Here is a 26,982-nt window from a genome sequence, read left to right on the forward strand (position 1 = left end):
GTTGTATTTGTACATTGTTGCCACGTCATCAATCCCACGAGCCAATGAAGAAAAGAACATATTGCTGACATCGGGAATGATTACACCGACTGTAGTTGTTTTTTTGCTAGCCAATCCTCGTGCAACAGCATTTGGACGATAATCTAAGCGATCAATGACTTCCAGAACCTTCTTGCGTGTCGCTGGCTTAACATTTGGATTGCCGTTCACTACACGAGAAACAGTCGCCATCGAAACATTTGCCTCACGAGCAACATCATAAATCGTAATTGTTTGTTTTTCCATGATATATCTCCCTTTATTCTGTTTTCAGAAAATCTTATTTACATTTCTTTGATAGAATAGCAAACTTTTTGCGAATATGCAACCGTTTTAATTCTGCTTTCATGAAAACTTAGTCAATTTTACATATTTACGGACAAGCATTCTCCAGGAAAGCGTGCTAAAATAGAAAAAGAATACTTGAAAGAAGGTTTTTTCATGAATAAAGAAAAAATACAAGAAATGACAACTTGGTTAGCTAGCAATCAAGCTGAGGCGGCTTATATTTCTAACCCCTCAACGATTGCTTATTTTTCCGGTTTTAAGAGTGAACCCCATGAACGCGTCTTGGCACTCTTCTTTTCCCCAGACAATGATCCTTTCCTTTTTACTCCAGCATTAGAAGTCGAAGAAGCGAAAAACAGCGGTTGGCCATATGATGTCATCGGTTATTTAGATAGTGAAGATCCTTGGAAAAAAATCTGTTCAGAGTTGGAATCTCGTTACCATGTTCAGCGATTAGCGCTCGAGAAGAATGATCTAACGGTTGAACGTTATGAAGCATTGAATCGCCTCCTTCCTGGCACTGATTTTTCACTAGATGTCACACCAATGATTCAAAAAATGCAGTTAACAAAAACAGCTGCAGAAATCGACACATTATTGGAAGCCGGTAACTGGGCGGATGTGGCCTTTGAGATTGGTTTTTCTGCTGTCAAAGAAGGCGTAGCAGAGATGGAAATCGTTGCAGAAATTGAGTACCAGCTGAAAAAGCGCGGTGTTTCTCAAATGTCCTTTGATACCACCGTTTTAGCTAGTGCCAATGCCGCCAGTCCTCACGGTGTACCGGGTAAACAGCAAATCAAGCCAAACGAATTGGTGCTCTTTGATTTAGGCGTGATTTGGAATGGTTATTGCAGCGATGCTACTCGAACGATTGCTTACAAAGAACCGACTGAATTGCAACGGAAAATCTATGACATCGTCCTTGAGGCGGAATTGACGGCACAAGCCGCTGTCAAACCAGGCATCACTGCAGGACAACTGGATGAAATTGCTCGCGGGGTCATCGAAAGTTATGGCTACGGCGAATACTTCAACCACCGCTTAGGCCATGGTATCGGTACCACCGTTCATGAATTTCCATCATTGATCACTGGAAATGACTTAGTGATTGAAGAAGGCATGTGTTTCTCTATTGAACCAGGTATCTACATTCCTGAACAAGTTGGTGTGCGTATCGAAGATTGTGTCTATGTCACTGAAACTGGTTGTGTGCCGTTTACAAAAACAGCTAAGGACCTATTGGTAGTGCAATAAAAAAGGAGATGGCTTATGACAAAAAATGTATTGGTTTTAGGTGGGACACGCTTTTTTGGCAAGCACCTTGTCAATGAACTGCTGGCCCAAGGAATGAAGGTAACGATTGCTACACGCGGAAAAACACCAGACTCCTTCGGTTCTTCCGTTGAGCGATTGATTTTTGACCGAGAAGATGAAACAAGTATCCAATCGGTTTTGACGAAAGAAACCTATGACGTGATTTATGACAATATCGCTTATACCTCAAATGATATCGACATTTTGATGCGTCATGTCACCACTGAACGCTATATCGTTACTAGCTCGATGTCTGTTTATCCAACATTCCATGAAAATCTAGTTGAGCAGGATTTTGACCCTACCGCACAAGCTTATCGCCTGGTCACTTATGACCAAGTGAATTATGCAGAAGGAAAACGCAGTGTGGAAGAGATTTTAAGCCAAAAATATCCGCAAAATTCAGCCTTTGTCCGCTTTCCTTATGTGATAGGCATCGATGACTATACCAAGCGTTTGTCTTTTTATATTCAATCTCTTTGTCAGCAAAAAGCCATGTCCATTGACAATCTTACCCACCAAATGAGTTTTATCGACTCTCAGGAAGCAGGTAAGTTCTTAGCCTTCTTAGGAACCAATACATTTACAGGTCCAGTCAATGCTGCTGCCAAAGGCACTATCTCACTGGCAGAAATTTTCACTTATGTCTCAGAGAAAACTGGTCTAAAACCACTCTTGTCTCCAGATGGCGAGGCTGGGAAATACAACGGGACACCCCCTTATTCCATCAATGTAGCGTTAGCTGAAGCAAATGGCTTTCAGTTTTCTCAACTATCTGATTGGATTTATGCACTTTGCGATCAAGAAATAAAGAATGCCCAGAGCTGAATCTTCTCTGGTAACAAAAAGACATCCGAAAGAATGATGACTACCTCTGTGATCATATGATTCACGAGGGGGGCTTTGACAAAAGTCTCCTACAAGTAACCATATCCGAACATTATATAGTATTGCTCCTGCGGTGCAGTGGCTCCTCGTCGCAAAAGTCAGAGGAATCTATAGCAATAGCATATGATTCGGTTTAACTTGTTGGATGATGACTTATGTCAAAGTCCCAGTCCATCTTCCTTCGGATGTTTTCTCATTTATTCTTTACGTGAAAAGCTGCTTCGTTGCGCAAAGAAAAAGATTATGCTTCTGGATTGTTTTTTTCCATCTTATCTTTTAATTCTTCTTTGGCCTCTTTAAAATCATCTTTCGCATCTTTGGCTTCTGATTTTGCTGTTTCTTTCACATCAGCTGCTTTTTTATTTGCTTCCTGCTTCAATTCATTTGTCGCTGATTTTGTTTCTTTTGCCGCATCATCCACGATTGGTTTCGCTTCTTCTGCCCCTTCTTTAATCGTATCTTTCATATCTGCTGCAGATGATTTCGCATCAATAAAGATGTCTTCCGTTGTATCTTGCACATCGTCACGAATGTCACCAGCAGAATTTTTGACTTCATCCGCTGATTTTTTAAAACGCTCAGATAGGTCTCCTGCTTGTTTTTTCAATTCTTCGACTGTGTCGCTAGAGGAACTAGCGGCGTTATCTTTTAAATCATCTACTTTTGCAGTTAAGGAATCGGTAAATCCTGAAGCCTGTTCTCCAAGTTTAGAGGCTTTATCTTTGGCGATTTCCACTATATCTGTACTTTTTTCTTTAGCCATATCGCCATAATCAGAAGCTTTGTCCAATAAATCATCTGCTTGTTTAGCTAATTTATCTCGCAAATTTTTACCTGATTCTGGTGCTAACAACAAGGCTGCTACTGCTGCTGCTGTTCCACCAATTACTGCACCTAATAGAAATCCACCTTTTTTACTCATTAAAATTCCTCCTCTTATTCTTGTTTATTACGATCTTTGAAAAACTTCATTGCCGTTTGACCTACTTTACCAGCAACTGTTGCTTTTGCTGTTGTTCGCCCTAAGTTACCAACTCGAGAGACGAGGTTCTTTCCTGAAGTATTCAACTCTGAGACGCTGGTACTTAAATCAGCTACAGCGGTGAAAAGTGGGTCGATCGTTGCAACTTTACCATTCACGTCTTGCAACAACTCATTGGTCTTAACCAATAATCCCTCCACTTCCTTTGAAAGGATATCCACATCTTGGGTGATGACCCGAATCGTAGTATTGGCTTCTTCCACCGTTTTATCTACTTTGGTCATCGTTTTGCTAACTTGCATCAACAATCGTACAACAAAAACGACAAGTACGACGAACGCAATCGCAGCAATCAGTGCTGCAATTTCTCCTCCTGTCATAAAATGTCTCCTTCCCCTTTTACATATATTAAGAATAGCATTTCAAACGTCGTTCGACAAATAAAAGACAATAGAAACTTGTTTTTTTTTGCTAAAAGCTATCCGCTTTCATACAAAAGCAGAAAAATGCCGAACAACGATGACTTCGCACGGTTGTTCGGCATTGTTAACTATTTGTTTTCTTTTGCTGGTTTTGGTTGTGACACTGTTTTTTCAGCGGGTACTAGTTCTTTGCTCAATTCGATCAAATATTCTTTGAGACTATCTTTGACTTCTGGATGTTTCAACCCATATTCGATACTTGTTTTTAAAAAGCCGAATTTGTCACCCACATCATAACGTTTGCCAGTAAATTGACGAGCAAATACCCGTTGCGTTTTATTCAAGGTATCGATCGCGTCCGTCAATTGAATTTCATTGCCGGCTCCTGGTTTCTGATTGGCCAAAATATCAAAAATTTCCGGTGTCAGTAAATAACGTCCGATAATCGCCAAATCACTAGGGGCTTTATCTGGCGTAGGTTTTTCAACAAAGTTTTTCACATTGTATAATCCTTTGTCTACTTGCATGCCAGGATCAATGATACCATATTTTGACGTGTCTTCATGGGGAACATCCATGACAGCAATCGTTGAAGCATGGGTCGTTTCGTAGTCGTCAATCAACTGCTTAGTCAACGGGATCTCATCTTCCATCAAGTCGTCTCCAAGCATTACCACAAAGGGTTCATTTCCTACAAAAGCTCGTGCTTGTAAAACAGCATGTCCTAATCCTTTAGGATGGGATTGACGGATAAAATGAAGATTCACATCCGTCGTCTCTTCCACTAATTTCAATAATTCTGTTTTGCCTTTTTCTTGCAGATTCATTTCAAGCTCTAAATTCGCATCGAAATGGTCTTCAATTGGACGTTTCGCTTTTCCGGTAACGATTAAAATATCCTCGATCCCTGATTGCAAAGCTTCTTCAACAATAAATTGAATCGTTGGTTTGTCAACGATCGGTAGCATTTCTTTCGCCATTGCTTTTGTTGCCGGTAAGAAACGTGTCCCTAATCCTGCTGCTGGAATAACTGCTTTTTTTACATTCATTTCTCTCTCTCCTAATCCTTACTTTTCAAGTGTAAACTCGTTTTCTTCTTTGCCGTCTCTCAACATGATTTCTTTGGCTGCTTGTTCAATCGCTTTTCCTTCATAAAGTACAGAATAAATGGTTTCAGTGATCGGCATCTCAACATGTAATGCAGTAGCTAGCTCACGAGCTGCTTTGGTGGTTGATACGCCTTCAACGATCATTCCCATATTCTCTAACACTTCTTCCAAACGATGGCCTTTGCCAAGTAAATTACCGGCACGCCAATTTCGTGAATGGACACTGGTACAGGTCACGATCAAATCACCGACACCACTCAACCCAATAAATGTTAACGGGTTCGCTCCCATGGCTACCCCCAGCCGACTGATTTCAGCTAATCCGCGGGTCATGATCGCTGCTTTGGCATCATCACCAAAGCCTAAACCGGCGATGGCTCCAGCACCAATGGCAATGATGTTTTTTAGTGCCGCTCCGGTTTCTACACCAATGACATCATTGTTGGTGTAAATCCGGAAGTAGTCATTCATGAATAGTTCTTGTACATATTTAGCTGACGCTTCATTTTCGCAAGCAGCAGTGATCGTGGTAATGTCATGGACAGCAACTTCTTCCGCATGGGAAGGACCAGATAACACGACGATATCTTGGCGTTTGTCTTCTGGAATCTCTTCTGCCAAGATCTCAGATATTCGCTTATGGCTGCCTTGCTCCAACCCTTTTGATGCATGAATGATTACTGGACGATTCGCTGCCTTTTCAGCAAATTCTTTGGCAACAGCCCGAATCGCTTTGGTAGGAACAACAAAAAGAATCGCGTCTGCATCACTGATCGCTTCTTCCAGAGCTTTCACTCCTAAAATATTTTCCGGCAGCTTCAAATCCGGCAAGTAATGTCGATTCGTATGGTACGTATTGATTTCATCGATTTGAGCTGGATTGTTGCCCCAGATTTTTACTTCATGTCCATTCTCGGATAATACTTGCGCTAGCGCAGTCCCCCAAGAACCGGGGCCTAATACGGCTATTTTTTGTTTCACGATGGAAACCTCCTCTGTTCATTTACAATAAAACTTCACTTAACTATTTTACCATATCCGTCGAAAAATAACTGCTAGATTACATATTCATTTTCTCCATAGGAACGGTTGTAATCTTTGACCTTTGTTTTTTTACGGCGCCAAACCAAAACAATGATCGCCCCGAAGAATAACACAGCTGACAACACTTGAGATACTCGGATAGGTCCAAACAAGTATAAGCTGTCTGTTCTCATTCCTTCAATAAAGAAGCGGCCAAAACCATACCAGATCAGATAACCCAAGAAAACTTCCCCTTCTTTTAGCAGTCCTTTCTTTTTTCGAAGGACAATTAAAACAATAAACCCTAAGACATTCCAAACCGATTCATATAAGAAAGTGGGTTGCCGGTAAGCACCATCGATATTCATATTATCAATAATAAACTTCGGTAAATGGAGACTTTCAAGAAATGAGCGACTAACTTCTGCTCCATGAGCTTCATGGTTCATAAAGTTGCCCCAGCGACCGATCCCTTGTGCTAACAAAACACTTGGAGCCGCGATATCCAAAAAAGTTACTGGTGAAATAAAGTTGCGTCGGCAAAAGAAATACAGCCAGATTCCCCCAGCAATCAATGCGCCATAGATCGCTAATCCCCCTGAGCGGGTATTGAAGATTTGAATAGGATCTTTCAAATACGGTTCTAAATCAAATAAAACATAATACAATCTTCCGCCGATGATTGAAACGGGTAGACCAATCAACATAAAATCTGTTACATCATCTGCTTTCAATCCAACACGGACCGCTTCTCTGGTACTCAGCCACATAGCAATAATGACACCAGAGACAATGATGATCGCATACCAATAGATTGGCAGACCAAACAGCTCAAAAGCCACGCGATTTACTAAAGCTAACATAAAAAAAGATCCTCTCTAATTTCCAGAATTTTCTTCGATCAACTGTGTCAAACGATTTTCAAATGTTTGCGTTGCATCGTAGCCCATCGTTTTCGCCCGGAAATTCATGGCCGCAACTTCGATAATAATGGCTACATTGCGCCCAGTTTTCACGGGGATCTTGATTTGTGGAATATCGACTTCACCAATTTGAACAGTCGTATCGTCCGTTCCTAGGCGATCGTATTTTTTATCTTTTGCCCACGCTTCAAGATAAACTGCAAGCTGAACCTGCATATAGCCTCGAACAGCACTGGCGCCAAACAGATTCATGACATCAATGATCCCGATTCCACGAATCTCAATCAGATGTTGCAGAATTTTGGGAGGTTCACCAATCAATGTCAGCTCATCCTGTTTATAAACGTCTACCCGATCGTCAGCAATCAAACGATGGCCTCGCTTAATCAATTCTAACGCTGTTTCACTTTTCCCAATACCACTATCCCCTTGAATCAGCACACCCAATCCATAAACATCCACTAAAACACCATGGACGCTTGTACGAGCCGCTAAGCGTCCGTCCAAATAGCTGGAAAGTTCGCCTAACAAGCGTGAGGTGGAAATAGGGGAACGCAAAATGGCAATGTTATGTTCGCCACAGGCTTGGATCATTTCATCTGGAATCTCAAGCCCTCTTGAGACAATAAATCCTGGTGTATCCTCTGAACACATTTTACGCAAGACCATTAATCGTTCTTCTGGCATCATGCGTTCCGCAAATGTGATTTCCTTACTTCCAAATAATTGCAATCGATCATGGGAATAATAATTGAAATAGCCGGTCAATTCTAATCCCGGTCGTGAAATATCTCCTGTGATGATTGTCCGTTCCAAGCTTGTTTCATCCCCTTGGACGATTTCCAAGTTCAAAGCTTCAGCCAACTCACTGACCTTGACGGTTTCTGTCATAGTAGTCCCTCTCTTCATCTCCATAGATTCTTCAGTCGCTTTGCATTCGCAAACTGTTCTTCTCTATTTTATCATTCTATCTTAAAAGTTACTACACGTGTTATCGGAACTCCCTATTTCTTTTTATTTTATGCTATTATTTCTAAAGAGGAGGGATTTAATTGAAATTTTCAGACTATACTTACGTACGACCAGATTTTGATTCTTATAAACAAAACTATTTGGAAGCGTTACACAACCTTGAGGAAGCAACTACTCTTGAAACAGCCAAGTCCGCAATTGATGCGTTAAATCATTTGCGAGCAACCATCGATACCGCAGCCAATCTAGCAGCCATTCGCCATTCCATTGATACGACCGATCATTTCTATGAAGAGGAGGATGCTTTTTGGAATGAATATCAACCGCATTTTGAATCACTAGATTTTCAGTTTTATCGTTGTCTATTGACTTCTCCGCTTTTGGAAGAATTAAAAACGATCTATCCAAAAACACTCTTTTTATTTGCTGAAAGTCGGGTAAAATTATTCGATGAAGCGTTGATTGAACTTTTCCAAAAAGAAAATCAGCTCACTTCTGATTATGGTAAACTGATTGCTTCTGCTCAACTGACGTTCCAAGGAAGTACCTATACATTAGCCCAACTACGTCCTTTTACTGAACACAAAAATCGTGAAATTCGTTTGGAAGCAATCCAAGTTCAAACCGCTTTTTTTGCTGACAATGAGTCGAAATTTGACTCGATCTACGATGAATTGGTCAAAGTGCGTACCGAGATTGCTCATAAATTAGGCTTTGAAAATTATGTTGCTTTTGCAGATGTCCATATGAATCGCTGGGATTATGACCGCAAAATGATTGAAACCTATCGCCAAGAAATTTTAGAAAAAGTGGTGCCGATCACTCAAAAGCTTTACGCTCGGCAAAGAGAGCGTAATCAGCTGAACAAAGCTACTTTCGCTGATCTGCCCCTCGTTTATCCGAATGGGAATGCAACACCAAAAGGAAGTGCAGAAGAATTAGTAGACAAAGCTCGTACCATGTATCGAGAATTATCTCAAGAAACCGGAGAATTCTTTGATTTTATGGTGGAACACGAACTGCTGGATCTTTTAAGTAAAAAAGGCAAGCAATCCGGCGGCTACTGCACCTTTATTCAGGAGTATCAATCCCCATTCATTTTTGCAAATTTCAACGGGACTTCTGGTGATGTAGACGTTTTGACCCACGAAGCTGGTCATGCCTTTCAAGCGTATCAATCCCGTTGGATCAAGGAACCAGAAATTCTTTTCCCAAATTACGAGTCCTGCGAAATTCATTCTATGTCTATGGAATTTCTTGCCTGGCCTTGGATGGATCGCTTTTTTGAAGAAGAAACTGAAAAATACAAGTTTGCGCATCTGGCTAGCAGTGTGCAATTTCTTCCCTACGGTGTATTAGTCGATCACTTCCAACAAGAAGTCTACGAAAATCCTGATTGGACTCCCGAGCAACGAAAAGCGTGCTGGAGAGAGCTAGAGCGCCGTTATTGTCCTGAACGTGACTACAGCGAATTTCCTGATTTGGACCGGGGACTTTACTGGTTTAGACAAGGCCATATTTTCGAGTCGCCATTTTATTATATCGACTATACATTAGCGCAAGTCTGCGCCTTTCAATTCTGGTATCGTTCGATCGTAGCCCAAGATCCTACTACTTGGCAAGATTACTTGGCCATTTGCCAAGTTGGCGGAACCCAAACATTCCTAGAGATCCTAAAAACTGCCAATTTACGGTCGCCTTTTGAAAAAGGCGCTTTGGACGATACTTTGAAAGCTGTTGACGATTACTTAGCAGCTGTCGCCGAAGAACAACTAAAATAGACCACTCGTCCATGGAACGAAGGAACCTTTAATGGTTTTTTCGTTCCATTTTTCATTACAGTCCTTTATATAGTCGATTGACAGCCAGCAAGTAGCCCACAACCTACGGCAAAAATGATTTTTTAATTAGCAGCTAAGATCTGTTATAGGAAAACAAAAAAGCAGCGGAATCTCGCTGCTTTTTGTATGGTTATTGTTATCCAATGTTATTCATAACTTAGTTCGCTCTTTTCTTTCTTCTAACGATTATGCCGACAACAATCCCTATGAATGTAAGCCCCACTAATGGATAAGCTGGATTAACACTCGAGCCAGTTTTTGGCAAAACACGCTTATGGCGATCTTTAGCAGTTGCTTTAATCGGTTTACTTCCATCGTTTTGCTCTGGAACAACTGGTTTTGTTTGATTGTTGTGAGGACTTTTCCCATCATCTGTTGCTGGTTGCTTTTCGATGACTTGAATCGTAGCCGTAGCTGTAACAGCCAATTGTTTGGTTGTCCCAAATAAGCGTTCAAGCAGCGATGGACTGGCTTCTTTATCATCTGAAACAAGGGAATAGCTTACTTGATACGTACCGACCTTGTTAGTATCCACAGAGCCTTCAATAAGAAGTTGTTCAAATGCATGAGGATTGCCGTCACGATCCGTTGCTGAAACAAAATTGTTTTCTGGTTGCCATGGATCCCCAACATAGAGCACCGAATCCTTAACAACAACACTCGTTTGATCTGCTAGAACTGTGATGGTCGCTACTGCTTCGACTTTTCCATTGCGGTAGCTGACTTCATATTTCCCAGGCGTTGTAGTGTCTACAGTACCTGTGACGATTACATCAGTGAATGACAATGATTTTCCGTCTTTATCTGTGGCGGAGACAAAGTTATCTTCCGCCTGCCACGAATCTCCTACATAGAGCGTACTATCTTTGGCTACCACGGTTGCTTGATCAGTCACGACAGTGATCGTTGCCACTGATTCGGCGTTTCCATTTGTATAGGTCACTTGATAGTTACCTGCTTTTGAAGTATCAACATCGCCGCTAACAGTTACTTCTGAAAATGATACATTATTGCCTTGTTTATCTGTAGCAGAAACAAAGTTGTCTTCAGCTTGCCATGTGTCTCCTACATATAATGTGCTGTCTTTTGCTTTGACACTCGTTTGATCTGTTAAAACTGTGATAGTCGCTACTGCTTCGACTTTGCCATTGCGGTAGCTGACTTCATATTTTCCAGGCGTTGTAGTGTCTACCGTACCTGCGACGGTTACATCAGCGAATGATACTGCTTTTCCATCTTTATCTGTGGCAGAGACAAAGTTATCTTCGGCTTGCCATTGATCACCAACGTAAAGCGTACTATCTTTGGCTACCACGGTTGCTTGATCAGTCACGACAGTGATCGTTGCCACTGACTCAGCTTTCCCATTTTTGTAGGTCACTTGATAGTTACCTGCTTTTGAAGTATCGACATCGCCGCTAACAGTTACATCAGCGATTGACAATGATTTTCCATCTTTATCTGTAGCAGAGACAAAATTGTCTTCGGCTTGCCATGTGTCTCCTACATACAAGGTGCTGTCTTTTGCTTTGACACTCGTTTGATCTGTTAAAACTGTGATAGTCGCTACTGCTTCGACTTTTCCATTGCGGTAGCTGACTTCATATTTTCCAGGCATTGTAGTATCTACCGTACCTGTGACGGTTACATCAGCGAGTGATACTGCTTTTCCATCTTTATCTGTGGCGGATACAAAGTTATCCTCCGCCTGCCATTGATCACCAACATAGAGCGTACTATCTTTGGCTACCACGGTTGCTTGATTAGACACGACGGTGATCGTTGCCACTGACTTAGCGTTTCCATTTGTATAGGTCACTTGATAACTACCAGCTTTTGAAGTATCGACATCGCCGCTAACAGTTACTTCTGAAAACGATACATTATTGCCTTGTTTGTCCGTCGCAGAGACAAAGTTATCTTCGGCTTGCCATGTGTCTCCTACATACAAGGTGCTGTCTTTTACTGAAATGCTGGATAAATCTTTTTCTGGTGTAATGCCAATAGATATCTGGTTTCCCGTTCGATTGATTTGAACATCTATACCCGATTGGATGTCTTCTGGGACAATATATCCTTCAGGGACTTTTGAAACGTATACCTTGTATTTTCCTGTATAAATATCTGTCAACTGCGACTCGCCTACTTGATCAGTGGTGGTGTTGATCACAGTTCCAGTCAACTGATTGATCAACATTAATGAAACCCCGGCAATCTTTTTTGTTGGCATTTCTGTATCAAAAACATCAAGCAAAGCTGATGTTTTATAGATAACCCCTTCTGAATCACCTGCTGAAAATTGCAGATTTGCGACAGTGGATGTCGCGGTGCGCTTTGCTTCGGACAATGTATCAATCGTCTCGGATGAGATGGTGGCTGACGCAGAGATTTGACCGGCATTTTGAGAAAGAACGGTATAGCTGATCTCCACGTTTTTCTTAAGCACATAGTCAGCAAAAACCAGCTGAATCTCACCATTCACTTTCTCTACTTGATAACTGTCATCAGGAACATTTGAGATTCTGATGGAGTTTGGATCGATTTCACCATTGGTGTTGCCAATCGATTTCAATGTTAAGGTTGGATTTACAACTTTTTTGGTCCCCTCATCAATATTTTTCGTTTTCACAGTGACTTGGGTTACGTTTTTTGCGTTAATAACCGTACTTTGGCTAATACCGATAATGTCTGTTGCAGTATTAGCGACAGTGACTGTTGCTGATCCTTGTTGATTACCATACAGTGGTTCTTTAGCAAATCCCGGTATCAGAATTGAGTTCGTTTCCTGCCAACTATTCGCATAATTATAGGCAATAATATACCGGTGATCCGTAGTGCCAAAATCAAACGTGTAATAATTTGTAGTTTCATCATGCGTGATGGTAGGATAATTCGGATCTGATTCTTTCATGACTTGCGTATCGTATTGCCCCCGATCCCAGTATTGAGGATATATTCCCTCCACTTGATCATTGGAGACATCGATAATGGAAAATACGACATCTGTATTCTTTGGAATGTGTGTTTCCACCTTCAAGTCTTTGATAGTGTCTTGCCGGGCATTGACTAAAAATTGATTTTTGCTCCCTTGCAATGTTTGTTCTGAATAGTTTTTTCTTCCAGTGGTAACTGTTGTATCGACAGTATCCAAGCCATCCGCTGAAATGCTAACCGGAATTTTATCTACTGGGATCCGCGTTGTCGAAGGGAGACTGTTTGGCACATAATTAAATCCAATATCAAATTGAATGGAGCGATTGATTGGCGTAATAAAAGTAACTAGGGTGCCTCCTTCAACCTCCTCAATACGATAATCTTGATCGATTTTGTAATAGTAATTCACTTCTGGTACTTTTCTAAGCGTCAAATAGTCAGGATGTTCGACAAAGATTTTAAGATTTTCGACAGGTTTTGTCGTGCTTCCTTCAACGTTGACTGAGGTATCATTTGAATAGGCACCATTTTGGTTGTAGTTCCCCCAGGCCGTCTCAGCTGAATCAGGATGTAAAACTGAGATTGGTTGTACGTAATCATCACCAATCACTTTGAATTTTTCGTTGGGAATCAACGGTGTCGTAACGTTTAATATGATATCCTTTTGATCAAAAGGAACTGTAAGATGAAACATGGAAAATGCTAAGTTACTGTCTTTGATTGCCGTCAAGGTCAGCGTACCATTAGAATTTTCGACTTGAAAGTATTCGTCTAAAGGTACATTTTGATAAAAAGCATCATTGGCCATTAGTTGCTTCACTGTAAGTTCCTGTCCATTTTCAGCGGATATCGTGATCTGCTGTCCTTTTTTCATTTCAGTTGGCATAGCATGTAATGTTAGATAGTAGGATCCCTTTTCATTGGAATATAGATTTCCAGCAGCAACAGCCGAATAAAATCTTGCTGAAATCTCCTTTTCAGATTGACTCGTTTTTGCCACAAAAGAAATTCCACGGTATTCCCCAGCTGAGGGTTTAAGATTTACTGACCCAAAACCGGTGGTTGGATAATTCTTATAATACGAATACTGATAATCACTAAGTTCAGATACGCTCATTGTGAATTGATAGACAACACCGTAAGCCTTTTGCTGATCCATTTGTTTGATTTCAACTGCTGTATTTTGTAATTCATTTGCTGTAATTGAATAATCTGTGCCAGCGACTAGCTCCGATTGCGTTTCTGGCTTGATATTTCCTTTGATATCTACATCATAGCTATAAACCTTTAGCGGTTGCGATTCTACTTTTTTTAAAACGGCTCCTGGGGTGTCCATAAGTTGCAAAGAGAGTGTTTCCGTTCCCGAGAGTTTGCGGTCTAAATTATAATAGACTGTACCATCTAGACCGAAAATGTTTTTTTGTTCCTCGTACTTCAATGATTCCACATCTTCATAAAGATCAATTGCATAACTGGTTTGATTCAGATCATCAATCGTCACTTTGATTTGCGGAGTACTCTCTGAATAAAGATAACTCTTTAATTCAAGGGAGAATGTTGCATCGTGAATAGCTTGGTTAAACGTAATCGTTACTTGACGATTGGTACTGTCTACTTGCCAAGTTGCATCGATGCCTTGGATCGTCCCTTGAGTATCGGAAAACCCAAGGGTGTCCGGCAAGCGAAAGACAACGGATGTTCCAGCCAAGTAATCTTCGTCAATAATTTCAAAATCCAGTTTTAGTTTAACTGGTGTATTATTCGGTACTCTTGTTTCCTGTGTTTGACTGTATTCTTCATCAGCCATCGTAAGCAGTGTTCCCTTTTTCAAAAGTTCTTGCGCCGTTATTTGTCGATTGGCACGAGAAGCGTTTTCTTTCTTATCTGCTTTTGAATTGGAAGAAGAATCGGTAGTTTTGGTTTCTGGTTCTTCAACACTGGAATCTTTGATACTTGACGTTTTCTCCCTGTGATCGGTCCCAGTCTTTTCACTGGAGGAAGCAGTCACTTCTTCTTTACTACTTGATGTAGCTGAGGAAGCTTCAATTTCAGAGGAAGCAATGTCAAGATTTTTCTCATTTTCTGCTTTGCTAGTTGTTTCAGCGGTTTGATTCGTCTCAGATGTTTCAGCAATCGCCAATGCCGGTGTGATGATTTGAGTAAAACCTAATGTAAGTACAACCATACTTTGACTAATTTTTTTAGTGATTTTTTTCATTTTTCTCCTCCAACTTAAATATGTATTTTTAACCAATCGCTTTTCTTATTTTTTTGCCGACTTCTAATTCTTCACCGCTAAAAAAAAAGAGCACATCGTTCGTTCGATCAATTTTCCTAATTTGCCCTGTGTTGATAATGTAGGATTTAAACACTTTAAAATAAGCAGGTAGGTCCATTTGCTTGATAACTTTCAAGGACATCTCAATGTACTCGATCGACTTCTTTTGATGAAAAACAATTTGATTACGCTCTTCTTTGACTGTTGTGATATAGTTGATTGATTCTGCATCCATTACGATCAACTCCCGTTTGTTTTCAAGTTTTAACAAATGCCTTTTACCTAAAAATGATTGCTTTATTTCGATTGCTTCAATTAATAAATTTCTTAGCTGATGTTTGAAGGTTTCTTTTGTATCGATGATCCCTAATGAACACAAAAGATTCATTTTCCTCATCTGTATCTTTGAAGCATCTATTCCATAAAAAGCTATTTGACACTTTTTACATTGATTTCTTAGCCATCTTGCGAGATGAAAACTTCGATCGTAGCCTTTCATATCAGTAGAAAAAAAGAATAAATCATTGACATCAGTAGATCGCTCATGAATAAAATGTTCAAATTGATCCGGCAGGAAAATTTCTACTGAAGAATAAGGAAGTTGGCATTCTTGGATCGCTTTTTTTATCAAATTTCCATTAAAAAAATTATCATCTACTACATAAACAGCAAACTTGCTTAAATTTGCAGACATTTAAGTTCTCCTTTTTTACATCATTTTTAATTGTATTATTAATCAAAAATGCTCGCCTGCCCTTTCAGACGCATTAAAAGAACCTTTGTGCAAAAACTTAAGCGGATTTAAGAACAATCGTACCTAGTCCCATGGCTAGTCATGTTGGATTTAATAAGTGTTTAGTGATTCTAGAATATGGCTCAAGTATGAGAACTTTAGTAGATTAGACTATTTGGTTTGGTTGAGCAGTTATTAGCTAGACTGAGTTGCTATTCTCAATGCAAAACGTTGCCACAAGTATTTCACCTATTCCTTTTCAAAGTATCATCTCTTTCAAAACCTCTGATTTTTTTAAAATAACTTTTGACATTCATAAAAAAATACTTTCACAAATTTTTCTACTTAATTTAACATGACACGCCTAGGTGAACATGACAAAAAAAAGCTAATTGCTACATCCATTAGACGTGTCCGCCGTTTCTTAAGGAGGTAGGAAAAAGATCCACGGATTTTCTTTTCTCATCGCATCAACTTGTTTGTTCACATAGCTAGTTGTTATAAAAAAACAAAAAAAACACCCCCCATTCCTTCAACATAATTACTTATGTCTCAAGAATGTGTGGATGTTTTTATCTCGTATATTTTTCAATATTGTGTTCTGTCACAATCATGTTGATCACTGACATGATCAAAGCCACCAAAATTGCTGCGCCAAATGAGGAAAAACCAAAGTTAGCTGCGCCAACAAAAGTTGAGGTCAAATTTAGCATCAGCGCATTGATCACAAAACTGAAAAGCCCAAATGTCAACAGCGTCAACGGAAATGAGATAATACTCAAGATTGGTTTGATCAATGCATTTAAAATGGAAAGAACAAAGCTGGCAACTAATGCCATCACAATACTACGAACATGGACCATGTTTGGTAGCAGTACTGCCAGTGCAACAAAGGTGAGTGTATTCATTATCAATCGTTGAAAGTAGGACATTAGAAGTCACTCCAGTCCTCATCCTCCACTTTATCTGCTTCTTTGCGCGGACGATTTGTTTCTTTTTTGTTCGCATTGTAGTATTGATTATTATGTCCATATCCACCAGAGCTCTTGCGTCCAGAAGGGATCAAGATTGCCATGATGACATAAAGGGTGATCCCAGGGAATCCAGCAGTTACTAATGATAGAAAGACATAGATCACACGGATGATCGTTGGATCAATTCCCAAGTATTCTGCTAAACCTCCCAAAGTACCTGTAATCACTACATTGTTGGTTGATTTCGTTAATCGTTTGTTCATTTACCTTCACCTTCCTTCTGACAATCTATCGATAGATCTGATGGAATCAGATTATTGTTCTGTGTCTTTGATAAAAACATTCCCAGTCGTCGTAGAAAGATCGACTTGAGCTACTTTATCGGCTACCCGACGGAATTGCAGCAACTGATTCATCCGTTCTTTTTTCTCACGTACGATCTCAAAGTCGCTCAATCGTTGATTGATACTGCCCAAGCTGGTTTTTGCCAAGCCTTCAAAACCAACAGATTGTGGTAAAGCTACTTTAACATTTCCGTTAACTGAGCTGGCATTCAATTTTTGTACCCGATCTTCTTTGTAGGTGACACGGATATTACCGTTCACTAGTGAGATTCCTGTGTTTTGCGGTGTTGCTGTAAGTGTAACATCCCCATTGACAGTTTCAATGATTGCATCAAGAATATCGCCTTCTTGAACTAAGATGTTACCATTCACACCTTCAATTTCCAACATCGTAGCATCTACTTTGCGGAAATCGATCGTACCATTGGTAGATTTCGTATAGACATCTTTTGCCACTAATTCGGTAAACGTTACATTCCCATTCAACAATTTCACTGCAACGTGATCATAGGTACGAGTTGGTAGATAGAAGACCAAGTCCGCACGGATACGTTTGTTCGGAATTTGGAAGGAAATACGTTCATCGTCCACATCAATTTGGCTTCGGGCATCGAATGCATCAAAAGGTGTAGCCGCGTCCATTTTACCATAAAGCTTGATTTTCGCGTCGACTTTCACACCTGGTTCATCCCACAAGCGGAATTCAACATTTCCGTTCGCTAATTTCACATCGATCAGTGTCGCTTCTGTTTCAGCATATTCAAAAGTATGCTCAAATTTCGTTGCTGCAACGCCAGGAACTTTCAAGTTGATATCTTTCCATTCCATGTTGTCATTCACTGATTCAGATACAGCACGAACGGTTTTTTTCAAGAATTGACCAAATTGAGTTCCTGCATCAACCATTTTTTCACTGACTTGAGTGAATGTATCTGTTGCTTGCTCTTTCCAGTCATCTGGAATATCTAATTTTTGACTAATTTTTTCTTTGGTTTGTGACCATTGGTCTTTGCGAATATTTTTTAGTTTCGCATCTAATGTCGCTTTTTCTTCACTCAAGCGATCAAGTGAATCTTCTAGAGAACCAATCGTCGCTTCCGTTTCATGACGGGTTGCCAATTCTTCTTCAGATAACTGATCCAATTCTTCTTTCGTATTCAACTGCATGAGAACTTCTTGTGCTTCTTTCAGTTCTGCTTTCACACCTTGAATTTCTACATTGATTTCATCTAATTCAGCAGAAGCTTGATTTGCCTCAGTCGCCAATTCATCCAAAATTTTTTCAAGATTTTCTTTATCTTGCGCTTCATTTTGTCGTAGTTTTTCTTCCCCATCAAAAGAAGCTTCTTCTTTTTCGTGGTTTTTTTCAACTTCTACAAAAAAGTCATTATTTGTCTTATCAGCAGATACTTCAGCTGCAGCTTTGTTGATTTGATTCTCATCTTTGGCTTTTGCCATTCCTTCAAGCAAATCCAATGCTTCTTCTGTAGAAAGCACACCTTTTTTCACTAAATCCAATACACGTTCTCTTTCGTTCATGGAAATTGCCTCCTTCAGCAAATTTTTGTTTGCAAGTTTAGCTTACGAACATATTATGCCTGTTTTTCTGGAAACTGTCATAGGTCTAAAGTACCAAGTTTTTATCAATCCGAAGTTCTTTCAAAAAAAATCATGCCACAACACAGTATTAAAGTAAAAAAGAACCCTTTTCTAAACAAAATGCCAATTGCTCAAAATCGAAAAGCAAAAAAATATACTATAGCTGAGGCAGCTAGCGGAAGAAGATCCGCAAACTTATTCAATAGTTTCCCAAGAATCCATAGCTCTAGGTAAACTATTTCCCCCTCTATAGTATAGTACAAGTCACAATGAAACACAGCAATGAATCATTACTTCTGAGACAAAGGAATATTCATTAGATCATTTCTGTGCGATTGGTATTTAACTCACTGATTTTACCAGTAGCTAAGTAAACGATCCACTCACAAATATTAGTCACATAGTCTCCGATTCTTTCAAGGTATTGAGCAACTGAAAGATAGTCGGTACCACTGACTACTGTCTCAGGATTGGCCTTCATACTTTCAATTGTTTTGTAATAGATATCCTTATAGAATTCGTTGACACGCTCATCCATTTGCGCAATCATCCGAGCGTCTTCTTGGTCTGTTTTTACATAAGCGACCAAAACATTGTCCACCATTTTTTTGACATAGTCAGACATATCGGAAATTTCTTTTTCGATCTCCGCAATCCGAGTTTCTCCTTTGACACGAATCGTCGACTTTGCAATAGATACTGCGTGATCGCCCATACGTTCTAAATCTGAACTGGCTTTCATCACCGTAATGATCATTCGCAAATCAGTGGTCACAGGCTGTTGTAATGCAATCATTTCAAAACTTTTTTTCTCTAATCGCACTTCCATATTGTTAATTGCTTCATCATTCTCAATGACTTCTTGCGCGATTCCTTTATCATGCTTCACATACGCACGAACAGATTTATGGATCGCATTACTTACAAGCATCCCCATTTCATAAAATTGATTATGAAGATTCAGTAATTCTTCTTCAAATTGTGTACGCAACATTGCTTTTTCCTCCTAACCAAATCTTCCTGAAATATAGTCTTCCGTTTCTTTCTCTTTCGGACTCAAGAATACTTTCTTGGTATCATTGAATTCGATCAAGTTGCCGTCTAAGAAGAAGGCTGTTTTGTCAGAGATTCTTGAAGCTTGAGACATGTTATGAGTCACAATGATCATTGTGTAGCGTTCTTTCAGTGCTAAAAGGGTGTTTTCGATTTTACCTGATGATATAGGATCCAACGCACTCGTTGGCTCATCTAATAAAATGATTTCCGGATCGACAGCCAATACCCGGGCAATACAGACCCGCTGTTGCTGACCACCAGACAAAGAAAGCGCACTTTGATGAAGCTTATCTTTGACATCCTCCCAGACTGAGGCAGCTTTCAAACTTTCTTCCACTGTTTTATCGAGAATCTCTTTGTCTTTGACACCCTTTAATTTTAACCCATAAATAACGTTTTCGTAAATTGAAAAAGGAAAAGGATTTGGTTGTTGGAAAACCATGCCGATTTCTTTCCGTAAATCTACTGTATCTTGTTTGGGACTGTAGATATCTTTCCCTTTATAGACGACACTTCCTGTAATCGTGACGCCGGGAATCAGATCGTTCATCCGATTCAACGAACGAAGATACGTCGATTTGCCACAACCAGAAGGTCCAATCATTGCGGTGATTTCTCCTTTGTTGATGGAAAGATCGATTCCTTTAAGTGCTTCTTTTTTTCCATAATACAAATGCAGATCTTTTGATGTGATAATTTCTTCTGCCATTTCTTAGCCTCCGTTTACTGATCGGATCAGATTAGCCAAAGTGACCTGATACATAATCTTCTGTTGCTTGGATCTTAGGACGTGTAAATATTTTTCGTGTGTGATCATATTCAATCGCATTTCCCAAATAAAAGAATGCGGTATAGTCACTGATCCGTGCAGCCTGTTGCATATTATGCGTCACGATAATGATGGAATAATCTTGCTTTAAGTTGACCAATGTTTCTTCAACCGTTCCGGTTGAAATTGGATCAAGTGCACTTGCTGGTTCATCCAAAAGTAAAATATCTGGTTTCATAGCAATGGCACGAGCAATACACAGACGTTGTTGTTGTCCCCCAGACAATGCAAGGGCACTTTTATCCAAACTGTCTTTGACTTGATCCCACAAAGCGGCTTGTTTCAAACTTGTTTCAACGATCTCGTCTAATTTTTTCTTGTCCTTTTCGCCATGACGACGCAAAGCAAAGGCAATATTGTCATAGATCGATTTACTAAAAGGATTTGGACGCTGGAAAACCATGCCGATCCGTTTACGCATTTCATAGACATCGACTTCTTTGGTGTTGACATCGACACCTTTGTACATAATTTGTCCCGTGACTTTCGTATTGGCAATACCGTCGTTCATGCGATTCAATGAACGGAGATAGGTCGATTTTCCGCAACCAGACGGTCCAATCAAAGCAGTGATTTTATTTTTTTCAAATTGCAGATCAATTCCTTTGATGGCTTCATTCGTTCCATACCATACGTGCAGATCATTTGTGTAAAGAGCGACGTCTTCTGGTCGATCAAAGGTAATGATATTCCGTTCTTCCCAATTATAATCATTCATACAGTTATTCTCCTTATGCTGACGTCATTTTCTTATACAATCGTTTACCGACTGCGCGAGCGCCAAAGTTAAACAATAGAACAGCGATGATCAAGACTGCTGAAGCACCTGCTGAGACTTGCATCCCATCAGGCATCGTTCCTTCTGTATTGACTTTCCAGATATGGACAGCCAATGTTTCCGCTTGTCGGAAAATGCTGATCGGGCTGGAAACACTCAGCGGGTTCCAATTTGAAAAATCTAATGCTGGAGCACTTTGTCCGGCAGTATAGATCAATGCAGCGGCCTCTCCAAAAATACGTCCTGAACTCAAGATGACACCGGTCAAGATTCCCGGAGTTGCTTCTGGAACGATGATTCGGGTAACTGTTTCCCAGCGGGACAAGCCTAATGATAAGCCAGCTTCTCGTTGTGTATAATGAATGGCCTGCAGCGATTCTTCCACGTTTCTAGTGAGTAAAGGCAAATTGAAAAAGGTTAATGCTAACGCCCCGGAAATAATCGAGAAACCATAGCCGAATTGAATAACAAAGACTAAGAAACCAAAAAGTCCGACAACCACTGAAGGCAATGAACTAAGAATCTCAATCGACGTTCTTACCACATCTGTAAACCAATTTTTCTTCGCATATTCCGATAAATAAATCCCAGCACCTAACGAAATTGGGAAACTAATAATCATTGTAACCAATAACAGATACAATGAGTTGAATAGCTGAATCCCAATTCCTCCGCCTTCTTGGTACGCTTTAGAAGGAGAAGTCAAAAATTCCCAACTAATATGAGGAATTCCTCGGACTAGAATATACAGCAATAAAGAAGCTAAAATCAAAACAATGATTCCTGCTACCGTATAAAGGACGCCGGTAGCGATTTTATCTGAGCGTTTCGCATTCATTATTTCAACGCTCCTTTCTTACCAATCAATCGAATCACAACATTGAATAATAATGACATCAATAACAAGATCAACGCTAATGACCACAGCACGTTATTTTCAACAGTTCCCATGATCGTATTTCCGATTCCCATTGTTAGAATCGATGTTAGAGTGGAAGCTGGGGTGACCAAACTAGATGGCATCAATGCCGCATTCCCAATTACCATTTGGATCGCCAAAGCTTCACCAAAAGCCCGAGCCATCCCAAAAACAACTGCTGTCAAAATTCCGGGAACTGCTGCCCGCAAGACAACTTTGTAAATCGTTTGCCATCTGGTTGCACCAAGAGCAAGTGAAGCTTCACGATAATGTCTTGGGACTGCTCTCAAGGCATCGACAGTCATGGTTGTCACTGTCGGTAAAATCATGATGAAAAGGACGAATGTTCCTGCCAAGATCCCGAAACCTGTACCGCCAAAAACAGAACGAACAGCTGGCACGATCACAGATAGCCCGATAAAACCATAAACGACAGAAGGAATACCCACCAATAATTCAATAACGGGTTGTAAAATTTTCTCACCATTTTTAGGGGAAATCTCTACCATAAAGACAGCCGCACCAATCGCAAATGGCGTAGCGATGATTGCTGATAAGAAAGTGACGACAAAGGAGCCAATGATCATCGGCAATGCGCCGACAAGCGGCTGTCCGTCTGGTCCAACAGCGCTAGGGTTCCATTGGGTACCAAATAAGAAATCAAATACATTTACTTTATCAACGAAAAACGTGGCCAGTCCACGACTTGCTACAAAATAGAAAATTGAGATCACAACCAAAACGATCAATGCGATACAAAGAAAACTAATGAGCCTTCCCCGCTGCTCCATTCTTGCTCGCTTAGACTTTTTCGTTAACACTTCTTTTACATTTTCCACGAGGGATTCCTCCTCAAAAATCAAACTAAATTCACAAATATTAGTTTATCGCTCGAACATCAATTTCAGTTAAACCTTTTGTAAATTTTTCGCCAACTTTGTAAATTTTGTGTAAAGATTACTCGATGACGTTTCCTTCCGCGTCCCGCTCAATTTGCATTTTTGAAATAGGGATATAACCAAGATCCCCTACAATATGTTCTTGCACTTCATCCGAAAGAATATACTCAAGAAATTCCGCTGTCAGTGCTTCCGGTTCACCATTTGTATACATATGTTCGTACGCCCAGACTTTCCAGTCATTTGTAGTGACATTTTCATCAGTTGGCGCCACACCATCAATGGAAAGAACGTTGACGTCGTCCGTTACATAAGAAAAGGCAACATAACTAATTGCCCCAGGGGTATCGGAAACGATCGAACGCACCATACCGCTGGAATCTTGCTCTTGGGATGGAATCGCTGTTTCTCCATCCATGATCCATTTTTCAAAAGTTCCCCGGGTTCCGCTACCTGCTGCACGGTTCAGCAGAACGATTTTTTGATCATTCCCCCCTACTTCTTTCCAGTTGGTGATCTCACCTAAGAAAATCTTACGTAAATTTTCTGTAGAGATATCAGAAACACCGACATTTTTATTTACAATCGGCGTAATGCCAACAACTGCTACTTTATGATCCACAAGTGCATCGGCATCAATTCCTGATTTCTCTTCTGCAAAAAGATCTGAATTACCGATTTCGACAGCCCCCGCCTGCACTTGACTCAATCCAGTACCACTACCGCCACCTTGGACGTTGATAAATCTGCCAGGATTTTCGTTTTGGAATTCTTCTGCCACAGTCTCTACTAATGGTTGCAGTGCGGAAGAGCCTACAGCAGTAATTGATTCTCCTTGATCAATCCACTTTGCACAGCCGGATAAAAGAATGACCAAGCCTAAAACTGGTCCCAAAAATTTCAATTTTTTCATGATAACGCTCCTTGTTCTCTTGAAAGTTAAATACAATTATTTCCATTTTACCATTTTATGAAATTGTTGAAAATTATTATTTGCTAATATTTCCTACTATGCTCAAAAATTTACTCCTTTCCTAGAAAATACTTACAGAAAATAACTAAAATTCTAAAATTAAAAATTTTTTTCAATTAGAAAAAATAACTATATTGTCAATTCCTCCTGTGATATACTGGATAAGAAAACAATTATTAAAAGAACATAATAACCTTTCTTGCTTCCCCAATCAAGAATTGCCCTGAATTATGTTCGACGTTTTCGTGATTTCATCAACATTTCCCCAAATGTATGTTGAATCAAAACGGCAGAAGCGGTCACTTAGGTGCCTGCTTCTGCCGTCTTTTTGTTTGTTCTTTCTCATAAACCAGCTAGTTTACTCCAGTTTTTCTAACCATTCTATTAGCTTATTCTCAATTTGTTGCTGCTGTTCTTCATTTGAGATGGTGGCCACTCCATCGCCTCGCTGCGGGCCGTAGCTGCCAAAACCAGCATGATTGCCTCCTGAGATTGTTTCAAAAAGCGCTGAATCTGGCAAATACTCTTTTGCCCCTTGATAATTCTCTTGATCCAACACGCCATCTTTGCTGGCCGTCAGAGAAAGAACGGACAAATTGGTATCAGCTAGACTCCCTTTTTCATCAGGATAACTTGCTAAGAAAAAGACGCCCTTCAGTCCATCTTCATGACTCGCAGCGTAACGGCTAGCCATTACCCCTCCCAGTGAATGACCGCCAATCACATAGCCAGTATGAGGAAATTCTTTCAAAATGTCTTCTGCTCGATTACCGCCTAGAACCGCTAAATCAAAAGGCATTTTGACGATTGCAACCGCATATCCCTTTGCTGATAAGGATTCTGCCCAAACACTGTAACTTTCTGCATCAACCAAAGCCCCGGGATAAAAAACAACTAACGGTTTTTCTGGATCCCCAGAGAAATAAAGCGCGTCTTGTTTCACTTGCCCTTTTGCAAGAGCAGTTTGAGCGGCTTCACTTGCTGAATAATGCAATTTTTGCCAGCCAAACCAGCCGCCTGCGCCTAAAAGAAACAGGCCTATCAAGAGACCAAGTAAGATTTTTTGATATTTTTTCATTTTCCATCCTCCAAAAGAAACAAAATGGACCCGCGTAAAGCAAGTTGTCGACTCATTTCCATTAGGAGCACTTGCTTTGGCGTTTCCATTTCATGTTTTATTTTTTATATTTTACTGATGGGCTAAAGCAAGTAATTCGCGGGCATGTTCCACCGTCAAGTCTGTGATCTCAGCTCCCGAAAGCATACGAGCAATCTCAGTCACACGCGCTTCATACGATAATTGACTGACTCGCGTCTCCGTTCGTCCTTCTTGGATCGCTTTTTCAATAAAGTATTGATAGTCAGCTACTGCCGCCACTTGTGGCAAATGCGTGATACACAACACTTGTGAATTCAAGGCGATTTTTGAGATTTTTTCAGCGATTGCCTGCGCCACGCGCCCACTGACTCCGGTATCGACTTCATCAAAAACAATACTGGTAATCCCTTGTTTCCGTGAAAAAATCGATTTTAATGCTAATAAGATACGGGACAGCTCACCACCCGATGCCACCCGAACAAGAGGTTTCATCCCTTCCCCCGGATTGGTCGTGAGATAAAAAGCTACACTATCAAAACCGGTTGCCGAAAGTTGTTTGCTATTGGTAAAACGAACTTCAAATTGTGCATGTTCCATATAGAGATCATTCAACTCCTGCACAATCTCTTTTTCCAAGCGATGCGCAATCTCTCGGCGTTTGACATGCAGCTGCTCAGCAAGTGCCCAGACCGCATCTGCCTTAGCTGTCAACTGCTCTTCTAATTGTTCTAACTGACCTTCCGTATAGGCAGATTCAGCAATTTCTTGACTGATTTCTTCATAATAGGCCAAAATGACAGAGATTGATTCTCCATATTTGCGTTTCAACTGCCGAATGATTTCCAGACGGTTATTGACTTCTTCCAGTCGTCCTTCATCAAGTTCAAGGTTATCCAGTTGTCTCGAAATGTCTGAAGCGGCATCCTGCAACAAATAGTAAGCACTTTGGATCGTTTCACTGATCTTCTCATAGGCTTGATCTAAGTGGGCGATCGATTGGATCTCGGATAGTGCCACGCTTACTCCGTCAACACTGCTCATTTCTTCCGAGGAGAGCGCGCCATAACTTTGACCTAACGCATCGACGATTTTCTGATAGTTGGTCAACTTCTCCCGTTCCTCGATCAAGGTTTCTTCTTCACCTTCGATCAATTCAGCCTGCGCAATTTCTTCTTGTTGGAATCGCAACATATCCATTCGTTGAACATATAGTTGTTCATTTTCCTGAATATGACGAACTTGCTTTTCTAAATTACGGTATTCTTGATATGCTGCTTGATACTGCAAGAGATCTTCTTTGAACGCATCATCCCCGAAACCATCTACTAAACTTAGGTGTCTTTCCGGCTGCAATAATTCTTGATGCTCATTTTGTCCTTGAATATCCACTAGAAAAAGACCGATTTTTCGTAAACTTGCTAAGGTGACTGTACGACCGTTGACCCGACAAATTGTTTTTCCTGATTGTGAGATATCCCGTTGAACGATCAGGACATCTTCTTGGTCAATCCCTAGCTCTTCTGTCAGTTCTTGAAATTCAGGCTGTTTTGGCCATTCAAATAGGCCTTCCAGTCGACATTTTTCTGTGCCTTGCCGCAAGTAATCAGTGGATCCGCGACCACCGGCTAACAAGCCCATTGCATCAATGATGATCGATTTGCCAGCCCCGGTCTCTCCTGTCAAAGCGGTCATTCCCTCGTGAAAGGAAAGGTGCAAATGGGAAATAATTGCGAAATTTTGAATGGTCAACTCTAAAAGCATGAATT

At 40.4% G+C, this 26,982-nt stretch carries 23 protein-coding genes; 3 read left to right on the forward strand and 20 right to left on the reverse strand.

All coding sequences use genetic code 11. From position 1 onward, the window contains the following. Positions 1-285: LacI family DNA-binding transcriptional regulator (locus tag Q0A12_RS12945; protein WP_291293054.1), on the reverse strand; the 285-nt coding region annotated here is incomplete at its 3' end. Positions 286-480: 195 nt separating this feature from the next. Here Q0A12_RS12945 and Q0A12_RS12950 point away from each other — a divergent pair. Beyond that, positions 481-1,581 carry a Xaa-Pro peptidase family protein gene (locus Q0A12_RS12950; protein ID WP_291293055.1) on the forward strand — a complete coding sequence of 367 codons (1,101 nt, stop codon included), beginning with the start codon at positions 481-483 and terminating at the stop codon, positions 1,579-1,581. Between the two features lie 15 nt (positions 1,582-1,596). Further along, positions 1,597-2,469 carry an NAD-dependent epimerase/dehydratase family protein gene (locus Q0A12_RS12955; protein WP_291293056.1) on the forward strand — a complete coding sequence of 291 codons (873 nt, stop codon included), beginning with the start codon at positions 1,597-1,599 and terminating at the stop codon, positions 2,467-2,469. 301 nt (positions 2,470-2,770) lie between these two features. Here Q0A12_RS12955 and Q0A12_RS12960 read toward each other — a convergent pair whose 3' ends face one another. From Q0A12_RS12960 to hprK, 6 genes are all read right to left on the reverse strand, one after another. Then, entirely contained in the window at positions 2,771-3,451 is a 681-nt protein-coding gene (locus Q0A12_RS12960; RefSeq protein WP_291293057.1) for a YtxH domain-containing protein, read from the reverse strand. Positions 3,452-3,465: 14 nt separating this feature from the next. Further along, positions 3,466-3,891 carry a DUF948 domain-containing protein gene (locus Q0A12_RS12965; protein WP_291293058.1) on the reverse strand — a complete coding sequence of 142 codons (426 nt, stop codon included), beginning with the start codon at positions 3,889-3,891 and terminating at the stop codon, positions 3,466-3,468. Between the two features lie 170 nt (positions 3,892-4,061). Further along, positions 4,062-4,982 (reverse strand): UTP--glucose-1-phosphate uridylyltransferase GalU, encoded by a 921-nt coding sequence (gene galU, locus Q0A12_RS12970; protein ID WP_291293059.1) that lies wholly within the window; start codon positions 4,980-4,982, stop codon positions 4,062-4,064. Positions 4,983-5,000: 18 nt separating this feature from the next. After that, entirely contained in the window at positions 5,001-6,023 is a 1,023-nt protein-coding gene (locus Q0A12_RS12975; RefSeq protein ID WP_291293060.1) for an NAD(P)H-dependent glycerol-3-phosphate dehydrogenase, read from the reverse strand. A 74-nt stretch (positions 6,024-6,097) separates the two neighbouring features. Beyond that, on the reverse strand, positions 6,098-6,928 hold the full coding sequence (gene lgt / locus Q0A12_RS12980) for a prolipoprotein diacylglyceryl transferase (RefSeq protein WP_291293061.1): 831 nt from the start codon (positions 6,926-6,928) through the stop codon (positions 6,098-6,100). Positions 6,929-6,943: 15 nt separating this feature from the next. Further along, the gene (hprK, locus tag Q0A12_RS12985; RefSeq protein ID WP_291293062.1) at positions 6,944-7,879 is read right to left on the reverse strand and encodes an HPr(Ser) kinase/phosphatase; all 936 of its coding nucleotides are present in this window, start codon (positions 7,877-7,879) and stop codon (positions 6,944-6,946) included. 161 nt (positions 7,880-8,040) lie between these two features. Between hprK and Q0A12_RS12990 the strand changes: the two genes are divergently transcribed. Then, on the forward strand, positions 8,041-9,741 hold the full coding sequence (locus tag Q0A12_RS12990; protein ID WP_291293063.1) for a M3 family oligoendopeptidase: 1,701 nt from the start codon (positions 8,041-8,043) through the stop codon (positions 9,739-9,741). Positions 9,742-9,958: 217 nt separating this feature from the next. Here the strand turns inward: Q0A12_RS12990 and Q0A12_RS12995 are convergent, their stop codons facing one another. The 13 genes from Q0A12_RS12995 to recN all read right to left on the reverse strand — a co-directional run bounded on the left by Q0A12_RS12995 (position 9,959) and on the right by recN (position 26,977). Next, positions 9,959-14,953: a bacterial Ig-like domain-containing protein gene (locus tag Q0A12_RS12995; RefSeq protein WP_291293064.1), complete on the reverse strand. Its 4,995-nt coding sequence runs from the start codon at positions 14,951-14,953 to the stop codon at positions 9,959-9,961. A gap of 28 nt (positions 14,954-14,981) precedes the next feature. After that, positions 14,982-15,707, reverse strand: a complete 726-nt coding sequence (locus tag Q0A12_RS13000) for a LytTR family DNA-binding domain-containing protein (RefSeq protein WP_291293065.1) — start codon at positions 15,705-15,707, stop codon at positions 14,982-14,984. A gap of 611 nt (positions 15,708-16,318) precedes the next feature. Continuing rightward, positions 16,319-16,678 (reverse strand): phage holin family protein, encoded by a 360-nt coding sequence (locus Q0A12_RS13005; protein WP_291293066.1) that lies wholly within the window; start codon positions 16,676-16,678, stop codon positions 16,319-16,321. Beyond that, positions 16,678-16,983, reverse strand: a complete 306-nt coding sequence (locus Q0A12_RS13010; protein ID WP_291293067.1) for a PspC domain-containing protein — start codon at positions 16,981-16,983, stop codon at positions 16,678-16,680. The genes Q0A12_RS13005 and Q0A12_RS13010 overlap by 1 nt, the downstream gene beginning before the upstream one ends. A gap of 51 nt (positions 16,984-17,034) precedes the next feature. Next, positions 17,035-18,603: a daptomycin-sensing surface protein LiaX gene (gene liaX, locus Q0A12_RS13015; protein ID WP_291293068.1), complete on the reverse strand. Its 1,569-nt coding sequence runs from the start codon at positions 18,601-18,603 to the stop codon at positions 17,035-17,037. 376 nt (positions 18,604-18,979) lie between these two features. Next, positions 18,980-19,657: a phosphate signaling complex protein PhoU gene (gene phoU, locus Q0A12_RS13020; RefSeq protein WP_291293069.1), complete on the reverse strand. Its 678-nt coding sequence runs from the start codon at positions 19,655-19,657 to the stop codon at positions 18,980-18,982. Positions 19,658-19,669: 12 nt separating this feature from the next. Next, positions 19,670-20,428 (reverse strand): phosphate ABC transporter ATP-binding protein PstB, encoded by a 759-nt coding sequence (pstB, locus tag Q0A12_RS13025; protein WP_291293070.1) that lies wholly within the window; start codon positions 20,426-20,428, stop codon positions 19,670-19,672. Between the two features lie 31 nt (positions 20,429-20,459). Then, complete coding sequence (gene pstB, locus Q0A12_RS13030) at positions 20,460-21,266, reverse strand: phosphate ABC transporter ATP-binding protein PstB (protein WP_291293071.1); 807 nt, start codon at positions 21,264-21,266, stop codon at positions 20,460-20,462. Positions 21,267-21,279: 13 nt separating this feature from the next. Then, entirely contained in the window at positions 21,280-22,164 is an 885-nt protein-coding gene (gene pstA / locus Q0A12_RS13035) for a phosphate ABC transporter permease PstA (RefSeq protein ID WP_291293072.1), read from the reverse strand. Beyond that, the gene (gene pstC, locus Q0A12_RS13040; protein ID WP_291293073.1) at positions 22,164-23,084 is read right to left on the reverse strand and encodes a phosphate ABC transporter permease subunit PstC; all 921 of its coding nucleotides are present in this window, start codon (positions 23,082-23,084) and stop codon (positions 22,164-22,166) included. Before pstC ends, pstA begins: the two co-directional genes overlap by 1 nt. A 118-nt stretch (positions 23,085-23,202) precedes the next feature. Next, a complete protein-coding gene (locus Q0A12_RS13045; RefSeq protein ID WP_291293074.1) occupies positions 23,203-24,057 on the reverse strand; it encodes a phosphate ABC transporter substrate-binding protein PstS in 855 nt (284 codons plus the stop codon). 418 nt (positions 24,058-24,475) lie between these two features. Beyond that, the gene (locus Q0A12_RS13050) at positions 24,476-25,195 is read right to left on the reverse strand and encodes an alpha/beta hydrolase (RefSeq protein ID WP_291293075.1); all 720 of its coding nucleotides are present in this window, start codon (positions 25,193-25,195) and stop codon (positions 24,476-24,478) included. A gap of 111 nt (positions 25,196-25,306) precedes the next feature. After that, positions 25,307-26,977, reverse strand: coding sequence for a DNA repair protein RecN (gene recN, locus Q0A12_RS13055; RefSeq protein WP_291293076.1), 1,671 nt, complete (start codon positions 26,975-26,977; stop codon positions 25,307-25,309). Between the last annotated feature and the right edge of the window lie 5 nt (positions 26,978-26,982).

The organism is Enterococcus sp. (assembly GCF_022711995.1).
In the GTDB taxonomy this organism is placed as follows: domain Bacteria; phylum Bacillota; class Bacilli; order Lactobacillales; family Enterococcaceae; genus Enterococcus_D.